The organism is Streptomyces sp. NBC_01591, from assembly GCF_035918155.1.
Lineage (GTDB): Bacteria > Actinomycetota > Actinomycetes > Streptomycetales > Streptomycetaceae > Streptomyces.
The window spans coordinates 8390010-8415495 of sequence record NZ_CP109327.1 but is presented as its reverse complement, the minus strand read 5'-3'; the positions used below and the strand labels follow the sequence as shown (position 1 = coordinate 8415495).

Genomic DNA, 25486 nt, shown 5'->3' with positions numbered 1-25486 from the left:
TTGCCGGAAGCGCGACAAGGCACCGGGCGTTGACCATGGCGGCATGCCCAGGAACAGATCAATCGCCCTGCTGTCGGTCGGTCATGCATGCGTGGATGTCTATCAGGGCGCCGTGGCGTCCCTCGTCCCGTTCTTCGTCGCCGAGCGTGCCTACACCTATGCGGCGGCCTCGGGCATCGTGCTCGCCGCATCACTGCTGTCCTCGGTGGCACAACCGGTGTTCGGTGCGCTCACCGACCGGCGGGCCATGCCCTGGCTGCTGCCCGTGAGCACGGTCCTGGGCGGGCTCGGGGTCGCGCTGAGCGGGCTCAGCGGTTCGTACCCGCTGACGCTGCTGTTCATGGCGGTGTCCGGGATCGGGGTCGCCGCCTACCACCCGGAATCCGCCCGCGTCGCACGGCTCGTCGGCAAGGGGAGCCACAGCGCGATGGGGTGGTTCTCCTTCGGTGGCAACGTCGGCTTCGCACTCGCCCCTCTCATGGTCACCGCCGTCGTGGCCACCGGCGGACTGCGGTTCTCACCGCTGCTCGTGGTGCCGGCCGTCGTCGGCAGTGTGTTGTGTCTGCCCGTCCTGCGCGCACTGGAGAAGACGACATCCGCCGGTTCCGGGGCCGCTGCCGCGGCGGGGACCGACGACAGGGTCTCGTTCGTGAAGCTGTCGCTCGCCGTGGTCTGCCGGTCGATCACGTTCGTCGGGCTGAGCACGTTCATCTCGTTCTACGCCCGGCAGCGCACGGGAGGCGGTACGGCGGCGGGCACGGCCGCGCTCTTCGTCCTCTACCTCGGTGGCGCGGCGGGCACCGTGCTGGGCAGCCGGCTGGCCAATCGGTGGGACCGGGTCGCGGTGGTGCGCATGTCGTACCTGATCACGGTCGGCGCCGTCGCCGGGACCGTATTCGTTCCCGGCCCGATGATCTATGTGTTCATCACTCTGACCTCCGTCGGCCTGTACGTCCCGTTCTCGCTCCAAGTCACCCTCGCCCAGGACTACTTGCCCTCGCGCATCGGCACCGCCAGTGGAATCACCCTCGGGCTGACCGTCAGCATCGGCGGCCTGATCAGCCCTCTCGTCGGCAGCATCGCCGACGCCACATCCCTGCGAACGGCCCTCACCCCGCTCATCCTGATGCCCGCCCTGAGCTGGCTGCTGTACCGCACCATGCCCGAACCGGCCACGCCGAAGCACCTCGGTCCCGTGCCGCCGGCCGGGGACGACACCGGCGTGGAGCACTCGGCCGCCGGGCGGCGCCAAGGCCGACCCCCGCGGCCCGATCGGCCCGTTTGAATGATCAAAGTAGCGAGGGGTTACCATATGAGCGCCGCCTAGCTCGAAAGATAAACCTGTGACTGTCAATGACGACTCGTTCACCAGCTGGAAGAACCGCGAGGAGATCGCGGAGTCGATGATCCCGGTCATCGGGAAACTGCACCGGGAGCGGGACGTAACGGTCCTGCTCCACAGCCGATCCTTGGTGAACAAGTCGGTGGTCAGCATCCTGAAGACCCACCGATTCGCCCGCCAGATCGCCGGTGAGGAGCTGTCGGTCACCGACACGCTGCCGTTCCTCCAGGCCCTCACCACACTCGACCTCGGTCCTTCCCAGATCGACATCGGCATGCTCGCCGCGACCTACGAGGCCGACGACCGCGGTCTCTCGGTGGAGGAGTTCACCGCCGAGGCCGTCGCCGGCGCCACGGGTGCCAACAAGATCGAGCGCGGTGACGGACGCGACGTCGTCCTGTACGGCTTCGGCCGCATCGGCCGCCTCGTCGCCCGCCTGCTCATCGAGAAGGCCGGCTCCGGCAACGGACTGCGGCTGCGCGCCATCGTCGTCCGCCAGGGCGGCGAGCAGGACATCGTCAAGCGGGCCTCGCTGCTGCGCCGCGACTCGATCCACGGCCAGTTCCAGGGCACGATCACCGTCGACGAGGCGAAGAACATGATCGTCGCCAACGGCAACGAGATCAAGGTGATCTACGCCAACGATCCGTCCGAGGTCGACTACACGGCGTACGGCATCAAGGACGCCATCCTCATCGACAACACCGGCAAGTGGCGCGACCGCGAGGGTCTGTCGAATCACCTGCGCCCCGGCATCGACAAGGTCGTCCTGACCGCACCGGGCAAGGGCAACGTCCCCAACATCGTGCACGGCGTCAACCACGACACGATCAAGCCGGACGAGCAGATCCTGTCCTGCGCGTCCTGCACCACCAACGCGATCGTGCCGCCGCTGAAGGCAATGGCGGACGAGTACGGCGTCCTGCGTGGTCACGTGGAGACCGTCCACTCGTTCACCAACGACCAGAACCTGCTGGACAACTACCACAAGGCCGACCGCCGCGGCCGTTCCGCGCCGCTGAACATGGTCATCACCGAGACCGGTGCCGCGTCCGCCGTCGCCAAGGCGCTGCCCGAGCTCAAGGCGCCGATCACCGGCAGCTCGATCCGTGTCCCGGTGCCGGACGTCTCGATCGCGATTCTCAGCCTGCGGCTCGGGCGCGAGACGACCCGCGACGAGGTCCTCGACTACCTCCGCAACGTGTCGCTGACCTCGCCGCTCAAGCGCCAGATCGACTTCACCACCGCTCCCGACGCGGTGTCGAGCGACTTCATGGGGTCGCGCCACGCCTCGATCGTCGACGCCGGCGCCACCAAGGTCGACGGCGACAACGCGATCCTCTACCTCTGGTACGACAACGAGTTCGGCTACTCGTGCCAGGTCATCCGCGTCGTCCAGCACGTCTCCGGCGTGGAGTACCCGACCTACCCGGCCCCGGCGGTCTGATCCCGGCGGAAGGCAGCACGAAGGGCGCTTGATGGGCAGATGCCCGTCAAGCGCCCTTCGTGCTGCCTTCCGGCCCGTCCCGCCGCCGATCAGTTGGACGAGGCGGCTCAGTCGAACGAGGCGGCGAACATGCCGGGTTCGTAGGAACCGCCCTGCTGGTGCACGATCACTGCGAGCCGGTTGGCCGCGTTGATCAGGGCGACCAGGGCGACCAGGGCGACCAGGGCGGCGATCCGGTCGTCGTCGTAGTGCTTGCGCACCTCGGCCCAGGTCTCGTCGGACACGCCTTGGTGGGCGTCGGCGAGCCGGGTGCCCTCTTCGGCGAGCGCCAGCGCGGCCCGTTCGGCCTCGGTGAACACGGTGGACTCGCGCCAGGCGGCGACCAGGTTGAGCCGGACCGCGGTTTCACCGGCGGCTGCGGCCTCCTTGGTGTGCATGTCGATGCACCAGCCGCAGCCGTTGATCTGGCTGGCGCGCAGCGACACCAGCTCCTGTGTGGAATGCGGCAACGGCGACTGCTGGATCACCAGGCCGGCGTTGGCGAACCGCTTGGCGAACTTGCCAGCGATCTCGTTGTCGAACAGGTTGAGTCGGGCGTCCATGGCTTCGTCCTCACTCGTGGTGTTGCACTCGACGAACACGGGACGCCGGCGATCCGCTCCTTGTGACGGGGCGATTGTGTGACGTGTGCCACTGCTCATGGGCGTCACAGAACCGAGGGCAGTGGCGTCTTGTGCGCGTGGCACCGTCGAGAGCGAGCAGGCAGGCAGGAGCAGCCGGTGAAGAGCGAGCACAGCGAGCGCACACAGGACTTGGCCGGGGAGCCCGCGGGCGGCGGACGCGCGGCTTCCGAACTCCTCGCCCTGCTCGACGGGTTGAGCACGCGTGTGGTCCTCGGTCAGCGAGGCGCGGACCGGGCGAATGTGCTGCGCATGGCGCTGTCGGCGACCGAGCGGCTGGTGGAGCGGGGGTGAACCCGCCGGTGCTCCGTACCGCGGCGCTCGACCATCGGCGGCGGCTCGTCCCCTGATTTCTGGGATACGGTTGGTTCGCAACACGGCGTGGAGAGGACCACATTGACGCGGGTTGCGATTGTCGGTGGCGGGATCGGCGGCCTGGCCGCAGCGTTGTTCCTTGGGCGTCGGGGTCATCCGGTGACCTTGTTCGAGCGGGACGCCCACCGGCCGGGACAGGACCTCGACGGGGACTTCTTCGACTGGCACCGTCCAGGTGTGCCGCAGGCGGTCCAGCCGCACGGACTCCTCGCTCCCGTCCGGACCGTACTGCGCGCGGAAGCTCCGGACGTGTACCGCGAGATGCTGTGCATGGGCGCCCGCGAACGCAATGAGTTCGAGTGGTTCGACGAGCGTCCGCCCGCCCGTCCGGGGGACGAGGACCTCGTGACGGTCCAGACCCGGCGCATCGTGCTGGAGGCCGCTCTGCACGATGCGGTGCACCGCGAGCCGAGCGTCGATGTGCGGCTCGGGGAACCCGCCGATGGGCTCCTCCTCGACCGGAGCAGTGCCATCCCGCGGGTCACGGGGGTGCGGTCCGCATCGAAGACGCACGATGCGGATCTGGTGCTCGATGCGGGCGGGCGCCGGTCCCCGGTGCCCCGGTGGCTTTCCGAGGCAGGCTGCCGGGACGCGATCGTGGAGAACCACCGTGTCGGAATCGCGTACTTCTGCCGCTGGTACCGGTTGCGCCCCGACGGGCCGCGTGATCCCGGACGCGTCAAGGCCGGTTCGTTGTCGGCTTTCGCCGTCGGCGGGGTGTTCCCGTCGGACAACGGCATCTTCGCGGCGTCCTTGACGGTCTCCACCGCCGATCCCACCCGCGCCGCCCTGCGGGACCCCGAGGTGTTCGAGAGGGTCGCCCGGACGTTTCCCGCCATCGCGGCATGGCTGGAGCTGGCGCCCGAGCCGGTCTCCGGAGTGCTGGTGATGGGTGGCCTGCACAATCGCTGGACCGCTCTGGCCGACGCCGACGGGTCCGTGGTCACCGGCCTCGTCGGCGTCGGGGACTCGGTCGCGTACACCAATCCCACGATGGGGCAGGGAGTGGCCATGGCCCTGTGGGCGGCGCAGTGGGTGGCCCACCACGCCGGTGCCGCCTCGGACCCGGCATCGTTCACCGGTGAATACCACCGGTGGACGGCGCGAACCCTGCGCCCGTGGTTCGACCTCCAGGTCGCCGCGGACCGGGCCAACGCGGCTCAACTCAGCGGTCCCGCACGGGTGTCGGCGGAGCCCCCCACCGCCGCCGTCCGCAGGAGCGCCGCACTCGCCGCCTGCGCGTTCGACGACCCCCTCGTCATGCGCGCACGGGCAAAGGTCCGCCACCTCCTCCTCACCGCCGATCAGGCATACAGCACCGAAGAGGTACGTGCCCGTCTGGCGCACTGGCTGGACGAGCACCCGGACTTCGTGCCCCGGTTCGACGGCCCCGGGCGTGCGGAATGGGAGTCGGCCACGGGGCAAGCGGAGCACGTGGTCTGAACGCTGCGCGGCGTCCGGCCCCCGTCGATGTCGGGCGCCAGCAGGACGCCAGGAACCTTTCGTGCCATTTTTGCACTGCTACCACCCTTACAGGTGGTGTATCGCTGGGTGTGGCCATATTGTCGTTTCAGGAACGACGGCTGGAAGAAGGGCACCACGACCGACGACCGCGCCGGGCGGCGTGGGCCCGCCATGAGGCAGCCGAGGAGCCGATATGCACACACGCAACCTCAGGACAGCGGTCATGCTGTGCGCCGCCACGGCGCTCGCAGCGGCGATTCCCGTACCGGCATCCGCTTCCGCAGCGTCACCCGCGTCCGCGGAGTCCCGCTCATCGGCTCACGTGGTGGCCGTCGACTGTTTCTCGAACGCACAGGTACGCCCCGACGACTTCCTGCTCGCGTGCGGGGACGGCAACAATCGCCTCATCGAAATCCAGTGGTCCCACTGGGGGCCGACATCCGCTGTGGGCAGGGCACTTGACGCAGTGAACGACTGCCAGCCCTACTGCGCGGCCGGCAAGTTCCACTCCTACCCCGTCATCGTGCGACTGGACCGCCCGGAGACCTGGAATTCCCATCCCGAGCTGCGGCAGTTCACCCGGCTGCACCTCGTGTACACCGACGGCACGCCGGCGCACACGGAGCGGGTCGTGACGCACGAGCTCTGGGACTGACCCCTCCCGGACCCGGCCACGGCGGAACACCGGCCGCGAGGTGATGTGCGTGAACGTTCGCGAATGCACATTCAACACCGGCAGCGGATGGCGGCCCGGCTATGTGGCTGCGGCGTTGGTGTTCGCCATCGGGATGGCCGGGACCACCTTGCCCACCCCGTTGTACGGGCTCTACCAGGAACAGATCGGGTTCTCCGAGCTGATGGTGACCGTGGTCTTCGCCGTCTATGCCGTCGCGGTCATCACGGTGCTGCTGGTGGCCGGAAACTACTCCGACGAGATCGGCCGAAGACCTGTGCTCCTGTGCGCGCTGGCGTTGTCGGCGGCGAGTGCGGGGTGTTTCCTGCTGGAAGGCGGCCTGCCGCTGCTCTTCGCGGGACGGCTGCTGTCCGGCTGCGCGGCCGGTCTGCTGAGCGGGGCGGCGACGGCGGCCGTCATCGAACTGGCGGGTCCTGAGCACAAGGCGCGTGCGGGGTTCGCCGCCACCGCGGCGAACATGGGCGGTCTGGGCTGCGGGCCGCTGCTCTCCGGGATCCTCGCGCAGTACACGCCCTGGCCGCTGACGCTTCCGTTCTGGGTCCACCTGGGCCTGGTCGCCCTGGCCTGCGGCATCACCTGGTTCCTGCCGGAGACCGTTGCCGAGCCGAAGCGCCGGCCGCGCCTGAAGCCGCAGGGGCTGTCCGTTCCCCCCGAGGTGAAGAGCGTCTTCCTGCCCGCCTCGCTGGCGGCCTTCGCCGGCTTCGCGCTTCTCGGCCTGTTCACCGCGGTCGCACCGAGTTTCGCCGCGCAAACACTCGGTGTGCACAATCTGGCGGTCTCGGGCGCCGTGGTCTTCTCCGTTTTCCTCGCTTCGACTGTCGGGCAGTCCCTGACCCAGCGGATCGGCGCGCGCCTCGCCCTCCCCGTCGGCTGCGCGGTCCTCGTCGCCGGTCTGCTGCTGGTGGCTTCGTCGCTGATCGCCGAATCCATGCTCCTGCTCGTCCTGGGAGCCCTGTGCGGCGGCACCGGCCAGGGACTGGCGTTCCGTGCCGCGCTCACCCTGGTCAGCGGCGCGGCGCCGGCACAGCATCGCGGCGGCACCATTTCGGCGTTCTTCGTCGTCGCCTACGCCGGGATCTCCGTACCAGTGGTCGGCGTAGGCGCCATGGCCACCTGGCTCGGGCTGCGGCAGGCCGGGCTGATCTTCGCGGGCTGCGTCATGCTGCTGGCGGCGGGCGCGGGCACGTACGCCGCGCGCAGACTGCCTCGCGAGCCGGATCTGCAACCGGGTCCACCGCCGACAGCGTCCTCCCGGTTCTGAGCAATCGGCCGGAACGGGCGCCAACGGCCCGTCCTTGTATAGGGTGCCGTTCGATATCGGCGTTCTGCGTGGGAGACGTAAGTGATGAGTGGTCAGCAGCCGGACCCGGGAAGGGCCTCTCAGGTCTTCCAACCGCTTGAGGGAGACGACCCGACCACCGTCGCCGGATACCGGCTTGCCGCCAAGCTCGGCGCGGGCGGTATGGGCAAGGTGTACCTGTCGTACACACCCGGCGGGCGGCCCGTGGCCATCAAGGTGATCCGGCCCGAGTTCGGCGAGGACGCCGAATTCCGCCGCCGGTTCGCCCAGGAAGTGAAGTCCGCGCAGCGAGTGCAGGGCCTGTTCACGGCGCCGGTCATCGACGCCGCCACCGACGCCGCGCAGCCGTGGCTGGCCACCGCGTACGTGCCGGGCCCTTCGCTCGCCGACGCGGTCGTCGCGCACGGGGCGCTGCCCGTCGAGACGGTGGTGCTGCTGATCGCCGGCATGGCCGAGGCGTTGCACGTCATCCACGGCGCGGGCATCGTCCACCGTGACTTGAAGCCGTCCAACGTGCTGCTCGCCGCCGACGGCCCCCGCGTCATCGACTTCGGCATCGCCCACGCCGCCGACGCGACCTCGCTCACCGGCAGCGGCGTCACCATCGGCACCCCCTCGTTCATGGCGCCGGAACAGGCCGCCGGGCGCAAGGTGACCCCGGCCACCGACGTCTTCGCGCTCGGCCAGGTGGCGGCGTACGCGGCGACGGGGGCCCCGGCGTTCGGCGAGGGGACCTCGCACGGTGTCCTCTACCGGATCGTCCACGAGGAGCCCGACCTCACCGGCGTCCCGGAGCGGCTGATGGAACTGGTCAGCCGTTGCCTCGCCAAGGACCCCGCGGCCAGGCCGTCGATCGCCGAGGTCATCGCGCTCTGCCAGTCCGCGAACGCGGAGACGGTGCTGCGCCGCCCCGAGGACTGGCTGCCCGCCCCGGTCACCGCCGACATCACGGTGCGCGCGGCGGCTCCGGCCCCGGTCCAGACCCCGCCGCCTCCGGCCTCCGCCCCGCCCGTGGCCTACTCGCCGACCACGCCGGTGGCCCCGGCGGGCCCGCCACAGGGCTACGGTCCGCCCGTGGCGTACCAGCCCACGCAGCCGGCTCAGCCTTCTCAAGTCCCGCTCCCACCACAGCCCCAGACCCAGACCCAGTACCAAGTGCCCCATCCGGCCCAGGGTCAGGCTCACGCCCATGCCTACGCCCCGACACAGATGCCCACGCAGGCGCAGACGTACCCCGGTCACCCCATGCCTCAGGCGCCCCAGCGACCCGAGAGCTCCGGCAAGCGGCGTGCGGTCATCGCCATCGCCGCCGCGCTGGTCCTCGGTGTCGTGGGTGGCGGCACGCTGTACGTCCTGGCCAAGGACAACGGTAAGCAGAAGGAGGCGGGCAACTCCTCGCAGGGCAGGCAGACGAGCGACGGGACCGCGGACGGGAACAACGGGGACGGGAACAACGAGGCCGACTCCAAGCCGAGCACCAAGCCTGAACCGAAGCCCGTCCCCTACAAGGGCATCAACCTGACGGCCGGCTACCACCTGACTCTCGGGGACAACACCGTCCGGCCTCAGAAGGGCGAGGACGGTGGGTACGAACTCTCCTACGACACCGGCGGATATCTCGACGCGGAGTCCACGGGCGGCAGCCTGGTGCTGCTCGATCCGGGGCAGGCGGGATCGCTCGCGACCTGCCTCGCGGAGACCCGGTTCACCGAGACCATCGAACTGAACACGATCTCGCAGGGCAGGCAGATCTGTGTCACGACGGGAACGGGCCACATGGGCCTGGTGACCATCCAGGGGCTCTCGGCCGAGGAATCGCCCAGTGAGTACCTGACTCTGGACCTCACCGTCTGGCGTAACGCGGCAGGTTCCGGCTCCGGCGGCTGAGCCCTCGCCAGCCGCCTCCGTGCCCCGTCACCGGCGGGGCACGGAGGCGGTGTGCCACGTACGCCGCCGGCTTTCTCCCGGTGGCGGGGCCTGCCGCCTCTGTCCAGCATGGACACATGTCGCTCGACCAGGAAGACCCCATGCCCATCGCGGTACTCGGCGCGACCGGTGGTCAGGGTGGCGCGGTTGCTGCCGCCCTGCTGGAGGCGGGGCGTGCCGTGCGGGCCGTGGTACGCGATCCGGGCAGCGGTCGGGCCCGGGCGCTGGCGGCGGCCGGAGCGGCGGTCGTGCCGGGCGATCTGTCCGACGCGGCCTCGCTCGCCAAGGCGTTCCGGGGCACGGCGGCCGCGTTCGCCGTCACCACCCCGTTCCAGGACGGCCTGGATGCCGAGGTCGCCCAGGGCGCGGCGATCGTACGGGCGGCCGCGGACGCCGCTCTGCCGCATCTGGTGCTGGCCTCCGTCGCCAGTGCGGACCGTAACACCGGCATCCCGCACTTCGAGACCAAGGCCAGGACCGAGGAACTGCTCGCCGGCTCGGGACTCCCGGCGACGGTGGTGGCACCCACCTACTTCTACGACAACGCCCTGGGCGCCCTGGACGAGGTGGCCGCCGGTCTCCTCACCATGCCGATCCCCGGCGACACCCCCCTCCAACAAGTGGCGCGGCAGGATCTGGGCCGGGTCGTGGCCGCGGTCGTCGCCGATCCGGACCGCTGGATCGGGCAGCGGATCGAAGTGGCGGGCGACGATCCCACGCCGGTCCGGATGGCTGCGGAGATCGGGCGGGCCGCGGGCGGCACGGTCGCGTTCCGCCAGTCGTCGCTGGAGGACCTGCGTACCGCGAACCCCGATATGTTTGCGATGTACAGCTTCTTCGCCGGCGCCGGATACCAGGTGGACATGGCGGCGCTGCGGACACAGTTCCCCGCCATCCCCTGGACGTCCTACCCCGCGTGGGCGGACGCCCAGGACTGGCCGGAGCCCCGCGCCTGACCCCCGCACCGCGGACGAGCACTCCTACCAGGTGACGGCGATCCGCCGCGGACTGCGGGAGGTGGTGCCCAGGTGCCACTCGACGTCTTCGACGGGCTGCGCCAGGCGCAGGCCGGGCAAGCGGGCGGCGAGCCGGTGCAGGGCGAGCTGGAGCTCCAGCCGGGCCAGCCAGGCACCCAGGCAGTAGTGCGCGCCCGCGCCGAACGACAGAGTGGGCGCCGCCAGAGGTGCGAAGAGGTCGTCGAGCGGCCGGGGCGGAAACACATCGGGATCACGGTTGGCCGTGCCGCAGTCGGCGAGAACCACCGATCCCGCCGGGATCGTCACGCCGCCGACCTCCGTGTCGGTGGCGGCGTGACGCGCGGTCCCCCGGTCGTCGCCGAGCGGAATCAGGTGCAGCAGGCGCTCCGCCAGTGTTTCGGCGGCCTGTTCGTCCGCCCCGAGACGGGGCCAGACCTCCGGCCGTTCACCGAGCAGATAGAGCAGCGAGTTGCTGAGCATCGTCATCGTGCTGTCATGACCTCCCACGACCAACCCGCATACCAGGTCGACGAGTTGCCCCTCCGGTACGCCGCCCTCCTCGTCGGCCGCCCGGACCAGCACGCTGGTCAGGTCGTCGCCCGGCTCGCTCCGTCGCTCGGCCAGCAGCTTCGCTCCGAAAGCGGCGAACTCCACAAGCGCTGACACGATTTCCTCCTCGGGGTGGGAGCCGTCGGAGAAGGCGTACAGGCTCCAGTGGCGCAGCCGCTCCCGGGCTTCGGTGTCGAGGCCCATGAGTCTGCTGATCACGGCGACCGGGAGCGGGAGGGTGAAGCCGGTCACCAGGTCCACCGGGCGTCCGCTGTCCGCGAGTTCGTCCAGGCACTGTTCGACGATCGTGGCGATCCAGGGCCGCCAGCGGGCGACGGCCCGGGGCGTGAACGCACGCCGCACGGTGCGGCGCAGCCGCAGATGGTCCTCGCCGTCCTGGTTGAAGATCAGGTCGATGCTGCTCACCAGGCCGGATTCGCCCGACAGGGACGGGGACTCCGGTGTGTGAAGCCGTGCGCGTCCGAATCGGGAGTCGGTCAGGACCTTGCGGACATCCGCGTAACGGCTCACCAGCCAGGCCCGGGTCCCGTCGGGTAACGCGACGAGCCTGGGCGGGCCGGGTGGGTCGAACGTCAGACGGTGCAGCGGGGGCATGGGCGGGCCGGGACGGACATGGGCATCGGCGTCGGCGTCGGCGGGGCAGGACACGGGGCCTCCTGGCTTGCGCGGGTGCGGCGGACTGCGGGGCGGGGTGGCGGGGAGGGTTGTTGCGGGGCCGGCGGGCAGAGTTCGGCCCTGGGGCCGTGGGTCAGAGTTCGACCAGTACCTTGCCCCGGTTGGCTCCGGTGCCCTGGTACAGGCTCCGGTAGGCGTCCGGGATGCTCTCGAAGCCGTGGTGGAGGGTGTGTCCGCAGCGCACCTCGCCCCGTCGGACCAGGCCGCCGAGCTGGTCGTGGAGCGCGCGCCAGTTCTGTTCGGTGAACCACTCCAGCGAGAAGATGCCACGCACATGTGCGCGCGGGAACATGATGTACGGCAGCAGTCTCGGTCCTGAGACGTCACGGCCCACCTGGGTGGCCCACTGCCAGCACACGGCCACCTGGCTGTCGATGTTGAGCATGGAGAAGACGGCGTCGGTGACGGTGCCGCCCAGATTGTCGAAATACTTGTCGACGCCGTCCGGCGCGGCCCACAGGAGGGCGTCCCGTACGGCCTCGCGGTTGTCTCCGTGGCGGTAGACGACGACCGCGTCGAATCCCAGCTCGTCGAGGTAGTCCGCCTTCTCCGCCGTGGACGTGGTGCCCACCACCCGGGCGCCCGCGAGCTTGGCCAGCTGGCCGACCAGTGAGCCGACGGAGCCGGAGGCGCCGCTGACCACGGCGGTGTCCCCCGGGCGGATCGACATGAACTTGGTCAGGGTGCCCCAGGCGGTCATGCCGGGGCCGCCCATGACGCTGAGCGCGGTGGGGAGCGGCAGCGCGTCGTCGTACCAGCGGGGGTCCAGGCGGCGGTAGGCCGGGAAGACCATCGGGAACGTCCCGGTCTGCCAGGGGGTGGGCGCGCCGTTGCTCACGAGATGGGTGCGCCAGCCGCCGAAACCCTGCACCAGATCACCGGGACGGTGGGCCGCCTCCGGACCCGCTTCCAGCACTTCCATGATCGAGTCGGCCCCCATGTGCCCACCGAGCGGGGTGTCGAGCGCGATGCCCTGGAGGTAGGGGTCCACCGATACATAGCGCGTCCTCAGGAGCATCTCGTCCGGGGCCAGTTGGGTGTCGATCTCCTCCTCGACCTGTCCGTAGACCCTTTCGACGTCGGGGACGCCCTCGATGTGCTCGCGCACCACCCATTTCCTGGCCCTCATCCCGATACCTCTCTCTCGACGAGGGCCGGTCGGCCCTCTGCGACGGGCCGTGGCACCGGCCGCGGACCCACCTCGATGACGCGGTGGGTCGGTGGCGGACCGCTCTCGTCGACGGACGCGGTGAATTCACGGCCGTCGTCGCGGCAGATGAACTGCATGACGTGCCGGCCGGCCGCCGCCGCGCGGATCAGACCGCCCGTGGTGGCCCAGACGCCGGACTGGTAGAAATTCCGCAGTCCCGGCAGGCCGGGGCCGTGTTTCTTGACGAGCTTCTCCAGCGTTTCCCCGCTCTCCACGAAGGGCTGCCAGCCGAGCACCGTGCCGTCGTAGTTGCCCGTGTAGCGGACCTGGGTGAGCGGGCTGGACACATCGCGTACGGCGATCGCGTCCGCGATGCCGGGGTGCTGCCGCTCCAGAAACGCCACGAGTGTCTCGCGGGCCCGGCGCTTGGCCGCGTAGTAGCCGCGGCCGTGGCGTACCGGAAGCGTGTGGAGTTCCTGCCCGCCGCGGGTCCGGGTCGCCTGTTCCGGGCCCTCGTCCAGGGCGCGCCAGGGGGCGATGTCGCAGAAGTAGGTGACGTACGCGATGCTCGTCCCGGGTGGGGAGAGCTCGGGGTAGTGCCTGTTGCGGAACTGGACGTTGATGCTGGGGTGCCGTATGCCGGTCAGTCCGGCCGCTTCCGCCTCGTCGAGCAGATAGGTGGTGCAGGGGTCGGCGTCGGGGAATTCGCGGCGCAGGCCGAGGAAGAGCGTGAAGTATCCGGGGAAGACCATGCCGGGCTGTTCGATGGTCCGGGTGTAGAGGCGGCGGTACGCCTCGTTCAGGTAGCGGCCTTTCAGCAGGTCCATCATCGTGGTACGTCCGTCGCAGGCGGAGACGATGATGTCGGCGCGCAGTTCACGTCCGTCGCTGAGCCGCACCCCGACCGCGCGGTCGTCCTCGACCAGCACCTCCTCGACCTTGGCGTTGTAGGTCACTTCGCCGCCGAGCCTGCGGTAGCGCCGCTCGATCGACTCGGCGAGCCCGAGCGATCCTCCTTCGGGGACGCCCGCGGAGAGATTGGCGTGCGAGGCGAGCTGGAAGTGGAACGGCAGTACGGGGAAGGCCGGATGCTTCTCGTACAGAATGAAGTTGAACGCCTCGCGCAGCAGGGGGTCCTTGAACCTCGCCGAGTAGTCGGTCATGAGTACGCCGAGGGATTTGCGCACGACGTTGAAGTACGGGACGAAGGAGGCCAGCATGCGCCAGCGTTCCATCGCCGGCATCAGTCCGACCGGTCTGAGGAAGGGATAGACGGCGAGGCATTTACGGAAGGCGCGCAGTTGCTTGCAGAAGTCCCTGATCAGGGCGGAGTCGGCGGGCGAGAGCTCCGTGAGGTGGGCCTGGAGGCGGTCGGGGTCGGAGTAGAAGTACACCGCCCGGCCGCACCGGCCGCGTACGACGTTGAACACGTCGAAGTGCCGGATCTCCTTGCCCTGCAACGCACCGAGCTCCAGCCAGATCCGGTGCATCTCGTTGCCGGGACCGCTGCCCAGGAGCCAGCTGACGCAGGGGTCCAGTGTGAAATCACCGCGGTCCCAGGCCGTGCAGCAGCCGCCGGGCAGTTCATGCATCTCCAGGACATGGGTCCGGTAGCCGTTCATCCGGGCGTAGCAGCCGGTGGAAAGACCGCCCAGCCCTGCGCCGATGATGATCATCGACTGTCGTTCGGAACGCGGCATGAACCTGTTCTCCTCGGTGCTCATGTGCGGGTGTCACCACGCATGGACCAGTTGTCGAGCTGGGGCAGCCGGCCCAGCTTTCCGGGGTGCCAGGGCTCGGTGCCCCGGCTCTCGGACGCCGTGAACCCGCGTCCCAGCTCGTCGCAGAGGTACTGGACGACGAAGCGCCCGGTGGACGCGGCGCGGATCAGTCCGCCCATGCCGACCCACTGCCCGGCCATCGAGAATCCGTGCAGGCCCGGCAGGCGCATGCGGTCCTTGCCGACCAGTTTGGACGCGATGTCGTCGGCCTCGGAGAACGCCTTCCAGGCCAGGATGGAGCCGTCGTGGTTACCGGTGTAGCGCCGGGTCGTCGCCGGGGACGCGACATCGACCAGCTCGATGCGCTCGCCCACCCCCGGCAGCCGACGCTCCAGGAACCCCCTGACGAAGTCGGCCACTTGGCGTTTCTTCGCGCGGTACTCCTTGCGGTCGGCGGCGCGTAGTTCCTTCCAGTACGCGAAGTCACTGAAGTAGGTGCAGTGGATGACCGATCTTCCGGGCGGGGCGAATCCGTCCGAGTAGTCGGAGCGCATCTGCACCACCACGCTGCTCTGCAGTGCGCCGGGCAGCTGCTCGGCGTCCTGCGGGTCGAGCAGGTATGTGGTGCTGTGGGCCCGGCCGGGGCCCAGCTCGCCCCGGACCCCGACGAAGGCGGAGACCACCGCGGGGAACAAAGTGCCGGGGCGGTGCAGCAGTTCGTCGTACAGCTTGTCGATCCGGGGTCCGGTGAACCGGCCCTGCAGAAGTCCGTGGATCGTGGTGTGGCCGTCGCAGGCCGAGACGACGTGGTCGGCGTAGTACCGCCTGCCGTTGCGCAGTTCGATGCCGACGGCAAGCCCGTCCTCGACCAGGATCCGTTCAACCCGTGCCCGGTAGCTGATCCGACCGCCCAGCGATGTGTAGCGTTCCTCGATCGACCGGGCCAGGCCGAGCGAACCTCCTTGCGGGAAACCGGCGTTGTGATGGTGGGCGCCGGCCATGTTGAACAGGTACGGGAGGAGCGGGAAGCCCTCCGGGTCCTGGAAGAAGATGTTGCGGAACGCCCTGCGGAGAAGCGGGTCCTGGAACCGGTCGGCGAATGCGTGCATCGGTGTCGACGCCGTGCGCCAGAACAGGCGGAACGCGGGCAGGACGGTGCGCAGCAGCGCCGCCCTCTCGCGTACGGTCCGCAGGGCGGGGGCGGTCAGGAACGGGTACAGCTCGATGTCGATGAACCGGCGCAGATCCCGGCAGAACGAGCGGATCAGCCGGGCGTCGGCGGGCGAGACTTCGAGCAGATGGCGTTCCAGCCGGTCGGGGTCGTTGTAGAAGGTCACGGAGCGGCCGGTCTCGTCGACGACCCGATTGAACATCTCGAAGTTGGTGATGGTCTTGCCGTCGAGCGCCCCCAGTTCGCGCCACACCTGGTTGGCGTCGTTGCCGGTGGCCGTGCCGATCAGCCACTCGATGCAGTAGTCGAAGATGTAGCCCTCGCGCGACCAGGCCGTGCAGCAGCCACCGGGCAGCACGTGCTTTTCGAAGATGCGGGAGCGCATCCCGTTCATCTGCGCGTAGCACCCGGTGGACATTCCCGCGACGCCGGCACCGATCACGATGACCCGGGGGCTGCCGTCTCCCTTCCGGTCACGGGTGCTCCACTCGTCCTCCGCCTCATCGGACATCGGCGCCGCCCTCCTGGAGGATGCCGCGCACCAGATCGGCATTGCGGGCCGCATGTTTGGGATCGAGCATGTCGGCGTGGATCCCTGAGCCTCGCAGCACGGCCGTGGCCGTGGTCGAGCTGCCGTGCCAGGTGCCGGATTCGCCCGCCGCGTAGAGTGCCGTCTTCTCCTCGTCGGTGACCACGCTGACGGTCGCGGACACCGTTCCGAGGTTCGGTGTGCGGCCGCAGAAGGCCAGGTACTCGGCGGCGTGGTCGAGGGTTTCGCGGGCGACGGCGTCCGATCCGGTGTGTTTGCCCAGGTGTTCGGCCAGTTCCGCCTCGAAGAACTCGATGTGTTCGGGGCCGGGTACGTACGGTTCGAGGATGCGGTGCGAGTCCAGCACGATCACATGGGCGACGTCGCGTCCCCGGCTTTCGAGTTCCTTGGCCACCTCGAATGCGAGGTTGCCGCCGAGCGAGTAGCCGAGCAGCAGGCATCGGCCCTCGGGGCGGTGGGACTCGACGAGGTCGGCGTAGCGGGCCACCTTGTCCGCGCCGGGGACGTAGTTGAAGGCGATCAGCCGGTATTCGGGCAGTGTGGCGGCGAACCCCCGGTAGACGAGTCCGTGGCCGCCCGCCGGTGGGAAGCAGAACACGGTCCGCTCCCGTTCGCTGTTGAAGCTGAGGCAGGGCAGGTCGTCGGAGATCGAGCCGGTGGCGAGGCGCTCCAGCGTCGCGGCCATCCCGTGCAGGGTCGTCACCCGGTACAGCAGGCTGACGGGGATGCCGACGCCGAATTCCTTGCGCAGCCGGTGGATCAGCTCGATCAGCTTGATGGAGCTGCCGCCGACCTCGAAGAACTCATGCGTCAGGCCGACCCGCTCCAGTCCGAGCAGTTCCTGCCAGTGCCGGGCCATGCTCACTTCGAACGGTGTGCGCAGCGTCTCCTCCGGTTCGTCGTCCGCGTCGAACCGGGGCATCGGCAGGGCGGCGGGGTCGACCTTGCCGTTGGCGGTCAGCGGCAGTTCCGGCAGCACGACGAAGTGCGCGGGGACCATGTACGCGGGCAGCCGGTCCCCGAGGTATCGGCGCAGCGCGCGGCGGTCCGGTGCGGCCCCTTGGGCCGGTACGCAGTAGGCGACCAGCACGTCCTCGCCCCGGGCGTCGGGGCGCACCGTGACGACCGTCCGGGCCAGCTCGGGCCACTGGGCGAGGTGTGCCTCGATCTCGCCGATCTCGATCCGGTGGCCCCGGAGCTTGACCTGGTCGTCGACCCGGCCGAGCAGGTGGACCCGGCCGTCCGCGTCCCAGCGTGCCGCGTCGCCGCTGCGGTAGAGGCGTACGGGGCCGGCGCCCGGTTCCCGGCTCAGTGTCCGGGTGACGAAGCGCCCGTCCGTCAGTGCGGGGTCGCCCGCGTAGCCGAGTGCGACGCCGTCGCCGCCGATCCACAGCTCGCCGGGCACACCGGGCGGCACCGGCTCGCCGTGCCGGTCGAGCACATGGAGTGTGCTGTTGCTCAGGGGCCGTCCGATCGGCACCGTCCGTCCGGGTTCCAGGTCGTCGACGGGCCCTTCGAAGCAGGCGCTGTCGATGGTCGCCTCGGTGACCCCGTAGGAGTTGATCAGTCGGGTGTGCGGCCCGCACAGCTCGTGCAGTCTGCGGTACTCCCCGGCCTTCCACACGTCGGATCCGACGACGAGCAGACGCATGAAGTCCAGTCGCAGGCCCCGGCGTTCGCAGTGTTCCATCAGGCCGCGTACGACGGCGGGCACGAACTCCGCGCAGTCGACGCGCTCCTCGCGCATCGTGGTGTACAGGCGCTCGGTGTCGAAGAGCAGATCGCGGTCGACCAGCACCAGATTGCCGCCCGAGCACAGGGCGCGCACCACGTCGCCGGTGAAGACGTCGAACGACGGGGCGGCCATCTGAAGGTGCACCCGGACGTCGCGGTCCAGCCGGTACTCCTGGAGCCAGGCTCCGCAGGCCGAGGCGAGGTTGCGGTGGCTGACCCGCACGGCCTTGGGGAGGCCGGTGGAACCGGAGGTGTGGATGATGTACGCGGGCGAGTCCGGACCGGCCTGCTCCTCGGCACCGGAATCGGTCCCGCTCCGGTCGTCCGCCGCAGGCGCGGCCTCGCGCAGCTCCCGCAGCGTCAGCGTCCGGGCCGGCAGCCCCGCCATCCGTTCCCGGCAGGCGTCGTCCTCGACGACGACGAGGGTGGCGCCCGCGGTCCGTACGGTGTGGGCGGCGCGGTCGGCCGGGTGGTCGGCCGGGATGGGGAGGTAGGCGCCACCGGCCTTGAGGACCGCGAGCAGTGCGACGACGAGGTCGGGCGACTTGTCCAGGCAGAGCGCCACCACCGAGCCGGCACCGGCCCCTAGCCCGCGCAGCTGCCGGGCCAACTCACCCGATCTGCGGTCCAGTTCCGCGTACGTCAGCCGGTGGGACGCCCCGTGAGGCGTCGGGACGGTGACGGCCACGGCGTCCGGACAGCGGGCGGCGGTCTCACTGATCAGCCGATGCACCGGACGGAAGCCGTCCGCCTTGCCCTCCCCCGCCACCGGGGGCAGAGCGAGGCGCCCGGCACCGCTCCACTCGCCGACCAGTCGCTCGCGCTCCTGGGCGCCCAGCATCTCCAGCCGGGAGGTGGGCCGATCTGCCGGGGCCCGCGTCATGCTGTCGAGCAGCGCGGTGTAGTGCGATGCCATCCGCCGCATGGTCTCCGGCTGGAACAGGTCGGTGTTGTACTTCAGGACGCAGTGGAAACGCCGCTCCGCCTCGTCCTCGTACACGGACAGCGTCACATCGAACTGGCCCTCCTCTTCGGGGAGTTCGATGTACTGGAGCCGATAGCCGTACTTCTCGGTGGCGACCTTGTGGGTGAGCAGGATGAACATGGCCTGGAACACCGCGGAGCGGCTGGGGTCGTGCTGGAGTCCCAGCTCGTCGACCAGCAGGACGAACGGGTACTCCTGGTTGTCCAGGCCGCCCAGCACGGTCGTCCGGACCTGTTGCAGCAGCCGGGCGACGGACGGGTCGTCGGACAGGTCCGCGTGCAGCGGCAGCGGGTTGACGAAGTATCCGTAGACGGAGGCGAATTCCTGCTCGGTCCGGCCGGTCACCGGGCTGCCCACGATGACCTGGTCCTGGCCGGAATAGCGCTGCAGCAGCACGTAGTAGGCGCTCAGCAGCACCATGAACGGGGTCACGTCGTGCTCGCGGGCGAGGGCGTGCACCCGGGCGGTGAGCTCGGCATCCAGCACGAAGAACTCCGACGCGCCGTTGTGCGTCTGCACGGCCGGACGGGGCTTGTCGACGGGCAGTTCCAGGGTCGGCACCTCGGCCGGCAGGTGCGAGCGCCAGTAGTCGAGCATGCGCGGCGCCGCGGGTCCGGCCAGGAAGCGGTTCTGCGCGTTGAGGAAGTCCAGATAGCGGGCGGTGACGGGCGGCAGCGAGGGGGCGTGGCCCTGACGCAGCCCTTCATACACCGCCAGGAGTTCCTCGATGAAGGTGAACGTCGAGATCGCGTCGGAGACGATGTGGTGCACCGCCTTCATGATCACCCAACGGTCGTCGGCGCGCTTGAAGAGGCGGAAGCGGAACAGCGGATCGCACTCGAGGTCGTACGGCCTGCGGTACTCGGCCACGATCGTGCGATGGATGTCCTCCCACTCCTGGTCCTGCACGTCGAACAGCGCGACGTCCGGGTTCGCCTCCGGCGACACCTGCTGCATCGGGACGCCGTCCACCGTAAGGAAGTTGGTCCGAAGCGCGGGGTGTCGCGCCACCAGGCAGCGCACGGCCTCGAACATGAGGTCGGGATCGAGTGCGACCCGGACCTCGACCGCGCCGCCGATGTTGTACGCGTAGCCCTCGGGATTCAGCTGCCTGAGGAACCACAGGGCCTTCTGGTTCTGCGTCAGCGGGTGGCTGAGCTCGTCCTTGAACACCTCCACCGCGGCGGCGTCCGCGCCTTGGGCTTCGTGGGCAACCAACTCGGCCAGAGAGTCGTGGAGTTGCGTGATCAGCTCGGCGACGGGAGTACCGCTCAGCAGCGCCACCACGGGCGGCGCGACGCCGAGCTCGGAGCTGATCCGGGCGCGCAGCTCCATCGCCAGGAGCGAGTCGAGCCCCAGCGCGTTGAGCCCCGCCTGCGGATCGACCCGGTCGGGGCCCGTCCGCAGCACCGAGGCGGTCAGCGTGATGAACCGCCCGGTCACCAGCGCCAGGCGTTCCGCCGGGTCCGCGTCGCGGAAGGTGTCGAGGATGCCCTCGCCCGGCCCGGCGGCTGTGCCGGCGGGGGCCGCCGCCGCCAGGTCTGCGACCAGCGAGGGCGGTGACGCGTACCAGGCCAGGAACACCGGCCAGTCGACGACCGTGGCGACGAGCAGCTGGGCCCGGTCCTGGCCGATGACGCGTTCCAGCACGGCCATGCCGACGTCCGGCGCGAGCGAGCTCATCCCGCGGTTGTGGAGGTAGTGGTCGACGAGTCCCAGCTCTTCGATCATGCCGGTGGCCCACGGGCCCCAGTCCACGCTCAGCCCCGGCAGTCCGAGTGCCCTGCGGTGCTGGGCCAGCGCGTCCAGGAACGCGTTGCCTGCGGCGTAGTTGGTCTGGCCCGCGGTGGTCAGCAGTGAGGCGATCGAGGCGAACAGGACGAAGTGGTCCAGCGGTTCGTCCCGGAGATGGCGGTGCAGCAGGTAGGCACCGACGGCCTTGGGATCGTGGGCTTCGGCGAACGTCCGACGGTCCATGTCCTCGACGAGTGTGTCGCGGACCTGACCGGCGAGGTGGAACACGCCGCGGACCGGCAGCGGGTCGGTGCGCCGGTGAGTGTCCAGCCAGGACGTGAAGGCGGCTTCGTCGGTGATGTCGAGCGGTGCCAGGACGACCCGTGCCCCGAGCGCCTCCAGTTCCTTGACGAAGGCGGTGGCGCGGCCTGCGGCAGTGTCGGGGTCCAGATCCCGCCAGGCGGAGCGCTCCGGCAGTGCGGTGCGTCCGATCAGGATCAGGCTGCGCGCGCCACGCCGGACGAGCGTCCGGCAGAGCAATCGGCCGAGCGCTCCGAAGGCGCCGGTGACCAGGTAGTTCGCGTCGGTGCGCAGTTGCAGCGGAAGGGGGTGTGTCAGCTGGTCGGCCTGCCGGATCCGGCTGGTGAGGCGAGCCGCGCCACGCAGCGCGATCTCCTCCTCGTCGTCGGTCAGGAGTTCACGCAGCAGCGCCCGGGCCTCGGCCCGGCATCCCTCGTCGCTCGGCGCGCCGGGGTCGAGATCGATCAGCTTGCCCGGGTGGGAGAGCAGCTCCTGGTGTCTGAGCACCCGGCCGACTCCCCACGCCGGTGCTCCCAGCGGCTCGACGGTCTCGCCGGGTGCGACGTTCTGGGCGCCACGGGTCACGATGTGCAGCCGGCCGACCGCCTCGCGGCGGCGCAGCGTCCGGGCGAGCGCGATCAGCGAGTAGGTCCCGGTGTCGCTGTGCCGTACGAGGTCCTGGGGTGAGGCCTCGGCGAGGTGGGGCAGGTCGAGGTTCCACAGGTGCACGATGGGGCCGACGGGGCCCCCACCACCTTCGCTCAGATCGGTGAGGAGCCGCTCAAGGTCCGTGGCGGACCCCGGGACGACCGTGAACTCGCTGCCTTCGCCGCTTCTTCCGTACGTGTCTCCCCGGCGCACCAGGTGGCAGCGCTCGCCGCGCGCGGCGAGCAGTTCGCTCAGGGCGTCGCCGACGCCCTGGCGGTCGCCGAACACCAGCCAGTCGCCGGCGGTGGGCACGGGGCTGTTGGAGTCGGGGCCGACTCCGTCCTCGTCCGCGGCGGAGTCGAAGGGCCGGTCGATCCAGACGGTCTCGGCGAGCCAGGAGTCGATCGTGCCGAGGCCGACCGCGGTGGACGCCTTCTCCACGTCGGCTGCGCGGAAGCCATGGATGCCGCCGAGATGTTCACCGCTGTCCGCGTACACGGCCATGTCCCCGACGAGCTCGTCCACGTCGCCGCGGGTCACCGTCGCATGCACCCAGATCGGCCGGTCTCCCACCGGGGCGAGGCACAGCTCGTCGATCGAAAGGGGCAGGCGGATCCCGGAGGTCTGCCGTTCCGATTCGCCCGCATCTCCGGCTTCGGTCTCAGGCAACTGCGTCGCCAGCAGCGACTGGAAGCAAGCATCGAGCAGCACGGGATGGATGTGGTGTCCGGCCGCGTCGTCACCGATCTCCGCGGGTGGACGGAGCCGGGCGAGCACCTCTCCGGAACCGATCCACACCTCGTCGATGGCCCGGAACGCGGGCCCGTAGTGGTAGCCCAGTGCGGCGAGTGCCGCGTAGCAGTCCTCACCGCCCAGCCGACGCCGGGTGCGCGCCCGAAGGGCTTCGGTGTCGGCAGGGGGCCCGGCCGGTCGCGGCTGCCCCGAGCGCACGACTCCGCTCGCGTGGACCGCCCGGCCGCCCTCGTCCTGCGCTGCCGACGCGATCGTGAACGCCGCGTTCTGCGAGGAGAGGGTCAGACGCACGGCCCGGTCCTCGCCCTCGGGCAGGAACAGTGCCTTGCGGAACTCGATGTCCGTCAGCACGACATGGGTGCCGCCGGTCAGGGAGCGGACCGCCTGCGTGGCCATCTCCAGGTACCCCGCCGCCGGGAAGACCACCGTGGACTGGATGCGGTGGTCGTCGAGGTAGGGCAGCCGCTCGGTGTCCAGAGCGGTGTGCCAGGTCGGTTCGGTGTCTTCGGTGCGGCGGCCCAGCAGAGGATGGTCGGCGTGGCCGAGACGGACCTGGGCGACGGGTGCGGGCTCCGTCCAGTAGCGGTCGCGCCGCCACGGGTAGCGGGGCAGGACCACCGGCCGGCCCGCCGGGTGCAGGGTGTCCCATGCGATGGGGACGCCGAGGTTGTGCAGCTCCGCCAGCGAGGCGGCGAAGCGCTCCGGTTCGTTCTCCTGGCGGCGGATCGAGGGCAGGGTCCGTGCGGCCGTCCCCTTGGCGTCGAGGCACTCCCGGATGGAGTGGCCGAGCACCGGGTGCGGGCCGATCTCCAGGAACAGTCCGTACCCGTCGTCGGCGAGCCGGTCGACGGCCGAGCGGAAGCGGACCCGGTCGCGGACGTTCTTCCACCAGTAGGCCGCGTCCAGCTCACTGCCGTGCGCCGTGCCTTCCTGCCCGGTCAGGTACAGCGGTACCGTCGCCGCCCTGGGGTCGAGACCGTCCAGCGAGGCCAGCAGTTCGTCCTTGATCGTCTCCATTCCCGCGCTGTGGTACGGAACCTGCACCGTGAGGAACTTGGCGAAGACCTGCTCGGAACGCAGCCCGTCCGCCAGCTCGGCCAACGCGTCACGGTCACCGGCCAGGGTGACCGCCGACGGACTGTTGACCGCTGCCACGGACACCCGGTCACCGAACGCGGCCACCCGGTACTGTGCCTCCTCCTCGGGCAGGCTCACGGCGAGCATGGTGCCGGTTCCGGTCAGCTTCTGCTGGAGACGGCTGCGGTGGACCACCACTCTCACCGCGTCCTCCAGGGAGTAGACCCCTGCCTCGTAGAAGGCGGCGGCCTCCCCGGTGCTGTGACCGACCACGGCGTCGGGCCGCACACCGTACTGGCGCCACATGGCCGCGAGTCCCACCTGGACGGCGAAGTTGGCCGGCTGTGCGAGCCAGGTCTCGCCCATGCGCGATCCGGCTTCGTCGGCCCTCATCTCCTCGATCAGGGACCAGTCCGCGATCGAGCGGATGGCCTGGTCGCAGCGGGTGACCGCGTCCCGGAACGCTTCGTCGCCCTCGAACAGCTGGCGGCCCATCCCCCACCACTGCGGCCCCATGCCGGTGAAGACCCAGACCAGACCGCACTGTTCGGCTTCGAACTGCCTGCCGTGGACGACCCCGGGGTGCGGTTCACCGCGCAGGAAGGCGCCGAGTGCCTCGTCCAGTCCGGCCCGCGAGGAGTACACGACGGAGAGCCGCGACTCCAGGTGCTGGCGGCGGCGGGCCAGTGTGTAGCCGAGGTCGGGCAGCGACACCCCGGGCCCATCGCCACCTGCCAGCTCGCGGCGGATGCCCGCCGCCATCTCCGGCAGGGCTTCCGGGGTGCGGGCGGTCAACGGGAGGAGATTCCAGGCCCGTTCACCGGGCAGGGCCGGCGAAGCGCTCCTGTCCGGTGCCTGCTCCAGTACGACGTGCGCGTTGGTGCCACCGAATCCGAAGGAGTTCACCCCGGCTCGTGCGGGGCCCTCGTGCGCGGGCCATTCGGTCGGCTCGGTCGGGATGCGGTACGGGGAGGACTCCTGGTCGATGGCGGTGTTCAGCTGCTCCAGGTTGATGTGGGGCGGGATGAGGCGGTGCTTGAGGCAGAGCACCGCCTTGATCAGACCGGCGATGCCCGCTGCCGCTTCGGTGTGCCCGATGTTCGTCTTGACCGAGCCCACGTAGCAGGGAGTGTCCGGTCGGCGGCCCACGGCCAGCGCCCGGCTCAGTGCGTTCGCCTCGATCGGGTCGCCGACCGGCGTGGAGGTGCCGTGCGCTTCCACGTACTGAAGGTCGCCGGGTGTGATGCCGGCTTCGCCGCAGACGCGTCGGATGAGGGAGACCTGGGCGTCCGCGTTGGGCACGGTGATGCCATTGGTCCGGCCGTCCTGGTTGACCCCCGCGCCGAGGATCACCGCGTGGATGGGGTCGCCGTCGCGCAGGGCGTCGTCCAGCCGTTTGAGCGCGACCAGGCCGACGCCCTCGGCCCGTACGTAGCCGTTGGCCGTGGCGTCGAAGGCGCGTGAACGGCCGTCGGGCGACAGGAATCCGCCCTTGGTCTCGGCGATGGTGTACTGCGGCGCCATGTGCAGCAGTACGCCACCGGCCAGCGCGAGATCGGTCTCCCGGTTGTTGAGGCTCTGGCAGGCGAGGTGCACCGCCACCAGGGAGGAACTGCACGCGGTGTCGATCGACAGGCTCGGTCCGCGGAAGTCGAAGCAGTACGAGAGACGGTTCGAGACCATCGTCATCATGGTGCCGGTGGCGGTGTGGGCGGCGAGTGACGAGAAGCCCAGGTCGGAGAACTGGAGGATCTTGTAGTCCAGCGTGAACGCACCGACGAACACGGCGGTGTTGCTGCCGGCGAGCTCCGCGGGCCGCTGGCCACCGTCCTCCAATGCCTCCCAGGCGACCTCGAGCAGTTTTCGCTGCTGAGGGTCCATGTGGTCGGCCTCGCGCGGACTGATGCCGAAGAATGCGGGGTCGAATTCGTCGAAACCGTCGATGTATCCGCCACGGCCGCCGATCAGACGTCCGGGTTTCTCCTTGTGTCTACTGCCCAGGGTGCCGACGTCGTAGCGATCGGCCGGTGTCGGTGTGATGCAGTCCTTGCCCTCCATGAGGTTCTGCCAGTACGTGCGGTGGTCCGACGCACCGCCGGGCAGTCGGCACCCCATGCCGATGATCGCTACTTTGTCGCTCACGGAGGCACTGTTCACGTCGGGCAAGGCTGTACTCCTGATAGTCGTGGCGCCGCGGCACGGCATGGAAGGGC

The 25486-nt window shown here is 70.0% G+C and carries 14 protein-coding genes; 8 read left to right on the top strand and 6 right to left on the bottom strand.

Annotated features, from left to right (window positions below):
* Positions 1 to 43 precede the first annotated feature (43 nt).
* Together OG978_RS38905 and OG978_RS38900 are read left to right on the top strand one after the other, a co-directional pair.
* The gene (locus OG978_RS38905) at positions 44 to 1285 is read left to right on the top strand and encodes an MFS transporter (RefSeq protein ID WP_326769731.1); all 1242 of its coding nucleotides are present in this window, start codon (positions 44 to 46) and stop codon (positions 1283 to 1285) included.
* Positions 1286 to 1343: 58 nt separating this feature from the next.
* On the top strand, positions 1344 to 2789 hold the full coding sequence (locus OG978_RS38900) for a glyceraldehyde-3-phosphate dehydrogenase (protein WP_326769730.1): 1446 nt from the start codon (positions 1344 to 1346) through the stop codon (positions 2787 to 2789).
* 107 nt (positions 2790 to 2896) lie between these two features.
* Here OG978_RS38900 and OG978_RS38895 read toward each other — a convergent pair whose 3' ends face one another.
* Positions 2897 to 3391, bottom strand: a complete 495-nt coding sequence (locus OG978_RS38895) for a carboxymuconolactone decarboxylase family protein (RefSeq protein WP_326769729.1) — start codon at positions 3389 to 3391, stop codon at positions 2897 to 2899.
* Positions 3392 to 3568: 177 nt separating this feature from the next.
* Here OG978_RS38895 and OG978_RS38890 point away from each other — a divergent pair, with 177 nt between their 5' ends.
* The 6 genes from OG978_RS38890 to OG978_RS38865 all read left to right on the top strand — a co-directional run bounded on the left by OG978_RS38890 (position 3569) and on the right by OG978_RS38865 (position 10184).
* Positions 3569 to 3763, top strand: a complete 195-nt coding sequence (locus tag OG978_RS38890) for a hypothetical protein (protein WP_326769728.1) — start codon at positions 3569 to 3571, stop codon at positions 3761 to 3763.
* Between the two features lie 102 nt (positions 3764 to 3865).
* Positions 3866 to 5287 (top strand): NAD(P)/FAD-dependent oxidoreductase, encoded by a 1422-nt coding sequence (locus OG978_RS38885; RefSeq protein ID WP_326769727.1) that lies wholly within the window; start codon positions 3866 to 3868, stop codon positions 5285 to 5287.
* A 214-nt stretch (positions 5288 to 5501) separates the two neighbouring features.
* Positions 5502 to 5963 carry a hypothetical protein gene (locus tag OG978_RS38880; protein WP_326769726.1) on the top strand — a complete coding sequence of 154 codons (462 nt, stop codon included), beginning with the start codon at positions 5502 to 5504 and terminating at the stop codon, positions 5961 to 5963.
* Between the two features lie 49 nt (positions 5964 to 6012).
* The gene (locus OG978_RS38875; RefSeq protein WP_326769725.1) at positions 6013 to 7263 is read left to right on the top strand and encodes an MFS transporter; all 1251 of its coding nucleotides are present in this window, start codon (positions 6013 to 6015) and stop codon (positions 7261 to 7263) included.
* An 84-nt stretch (positions 7264 to 7347) separates the two neighbouring features.
* Positions 7348 to 9189 (top strand): serine/threonine-protein kinase, encoded by a 1842-nt coding sequence (locus tag OG978_RS38870; RefSeq protein WP_326769724.1) that lies wholly within the window; start codon positions 7348 to 7350, stop codon positions 9187 to 9189.
* 116 nt (positions 9190 to 9305) lie between these two features.
* Positions 9306 to 10184: an NmrA family NAD(P)-binding protein gene (locus tag OG978_RS38865; protein WP_326769723.1), complete on the top strand. Its 879-nt coding sequence runs from the start codon at positions 9306 to 9308 to the stop codon at positions 10182 to 10184.
* Between the two features lie 24 nt (positions 10185 to 10208).
* On the opposite strand, the gene OG978_RS38860 is transcribed toward OG978_RS38865, so the two are convergent.
* The 5 genes from OG978_RS38860 to OG978_RS38840 all read right to left on the bottom strand — a co-directional run bounded on the left by OG978_RS38860 (position 10209) and on the right by OG978_RS38840 (position 25439).
* The gene (locus OG978_RS38860) at positions 10209 to 11369 is read right to left on the bottom strand and encodes a cytochrome P450 (protein WP_326770290.1); all 1161 of its coding nucleotides are present in this window, start codon (positions 11367 to 11369) and stop codon (positions 10209 to 10211) included.
* Positions 11370 to 11523: 154 nt separating this feature from the next.
* Positions 11524 to 12579 (bottom strand): MDR family NADP-dependent oxidoreductase, encoded by a 1056-nt coding sequence (locus OG978_RS38855; protein ID WP_326769722.1) that lies wholly within the window; start codon positions 12577 to 12579, stop codon positions 11524 to 11526.
* Positions 12576 to 14324 carry a phytoene desaturase family protein gene (locus tag OG978_RS38850; protein WP_326769721.1) on the bottom strand — a complete coding sequence of 583 codons (1749 nt, stop codon included), beginning with the start codon at positions 14322 to 14324 and terminating at the stop codon, positions 12576 to 12578. The genes OG978_RS38855 and OG978_RS38850 overlap by 4 nt, the downstream gene beginning before the upstream one ends.
* Positions 14321 to 16003 carry a phytoene desaturase family protein gene (locus tag OG978_RS38845; RefSeq protein WP_326769720.1) on the bottom strand — a complete coding sequence of 561 codons (1683 nt, stop codon included), beginning with the start codon at positions 16001 to 16003 and terminating at the stop codon, positions 14321 to 14323. The genes OG978_RS38850 and OG978_RS38845 overlap by 4 nt, the downstream gene beginning before the upstream one ends.
* Positions 15993 to 25439, bottom strand: a complete 9447-nt coding sequence (locus tag OG978_RS38840; RefSeq protein WP_326769719.1) for a non-ribosomal peptide synthetase/type I polyketide synthase — start codon at positions 25437 to 25439, stop codon at positions 15993 to 15995. The genes OG978_RS38845 and OG978_RS38840 overlap by 11 nt, the downstream gene beginning before the upstream one ends.
* Positions 25440 to 25486: the final 47 nt, after the last annotated feature.